This window comes from Lactobacillus helveticus DSM 20075 = CGMCC 1.1877 (genome assembly GCF_000160855.1).
GTDB lineage: Bacteria > Bacillota > Bacilli > Lactobacillales > Lactobacillaceae > Lactobacillus > Lactobacillus helveticus.
In genome coordinates this window covers 10,488-11,706 of record NZ_GG700762.1, presented here as the reverse complement: position 1 = coordinate 11,706, position 1,219 = coordinate 10,488, and the positions used below count along the sequence as shown (strand labels likewise).

Here is a 1,219-nt window from a genome sequence, read left to right as displayed (position 1 = left end):
CTCTAACTTTTGAGACATCTTTATTTTCTAGTCTTATTTTTTAAATTAATTCTTTTTAAGGTATGGCTTAACGATTTCCAATAGTTCTTCCATTGCCTCCAAACTATCCAAGTTTTGAATTGAAAATGGTTTACCAGGTTCTGCAGGAGTACCGTTATCTAAGAACAAATAAAACATTCCCCTTAAATACGTTAAGATTTACACCCAATGTATCAACACTAGTATTAGTTTAACGAAGCATTAAAGCTGGGTAACCCAAATTGTCCTTTAAATGATGATATACGCTCCAGCTATCTGAATTCTTAACGCTCTTTTCAATTTCTTGGTCCGTCATAACTTTTTCCTTTCTAAAACTTTTAATTTTTATTGATCTTTTTCTAGCTAAATCATAACATTATTAAGAAATAAGTTCGATCTAAAGACACGAAAAGGTACTAAAAGAAAATAACTTTTAGTACCTTTTAAAACCTATTTAAATTATCTATTCAACCATTTATTAACTAAACTCTTGTATTGTCCTAAAGTTAAAGAACCTTTATTATTTTTGCTTGAAGCATTATAAACATCGGCATAACCATAATTATTATCAGTCATATGAGCCATCCCCATAATACGGTGATTTCGGTTAACCAAATTAGTGTAGTGTCCTGCAACTTTATAACCATGAGCGCCCATTACTGCATCAGTGTATGCTTGATTATCCCAGTTTGGATGAAATTCAAGTGATTTCAAACTAGAATTCTTTCTAACATCTTCCTTCCAGTTATTCTTCTCGGTCATCCAAATAGTAATTGGCTCACTCCTAGCTGAGATGTTTTCCAAACTATCCTCATACTTATAGTATTGTGGGTGATTGTACTCCACCTTGTTTTTGATAATCGGCATCAATCATTGAAATAGCAGTTAAGATTGGCGATACCTTTAGTCTTCTTGAACCAACTTTAGCTCTAGCTGAATTGGCATTCTCCAAATCTTGGATTGAAGCTTTAAGATTAGTAGCACTCGTAGCATCCTTGGCTGCACCCAATTTGACATACTTATTAAACCAAGATGGTGCAACTCTGACTAGATAAGCTTCCCGTTCTAAGCAATTTAGCAGCAGTTCGAGCTTCACTCCTTCGTGAAACCGGAATTGGCGGCTTAGCCGGCACACCTACTGGTCAAGCAATCACAGCTAAGATTTTTGGCAAGTATGTTTAAACATGCGTGATAGCGAAAC

At 34.8% G+C, this 1,219-nt stretch carries 3 protein-coding genes; all 3 read right to left on the bottom strand.

Annotation, left to right across the window (positions count from 1 at the left end):
• Positions 1-45 precede the first annotated feature (45 nt).
• The 3 genes from HMPREF0518_RS10990 to HMPREF0518_RS10855 all read right to left on the bottom strand — a co-directional run bounded on the left by HMPREF0518_RS10990 (position 46) and on the right by HMPREF0518_RS10855 (position 1,114).
• Positions 46-168 carry a hypothetical protein gene (locus HMPREF0518_RS10990; protein WP_020829307.1) on the bottom strand — a complete coding sequence of 41 codons (123 nt, stop codon included), beginning with the start codon at positions 166-168 and terminating at the stop codon, positions 46-48.
• Between the two features lie 309 nt (positions 169-477).
• Complete coding sequence (locus HMPREF0518_RS10860) at positions 478-822, bottom strand: hypothetical protein (RefSeq protein WP_230472071.1); 345 nt, start codon at positions 820-822, stop codon at positions 478-480.
• A 13-nt stretch (positions 823-835) separates the two neighbouring features.
• Positions 836-1,114 (bottom strand): hypothetical protein, encoded by a 279-nt coding sequence (locus HMPREF0518_RS10855; protein WP_003627899.1) that lies wholly within the window; start codon positions 1,112-1,114, stop codon positions 836-838.
• Positions 1,115-1,219: the final 105 nt, after the last annotated feature.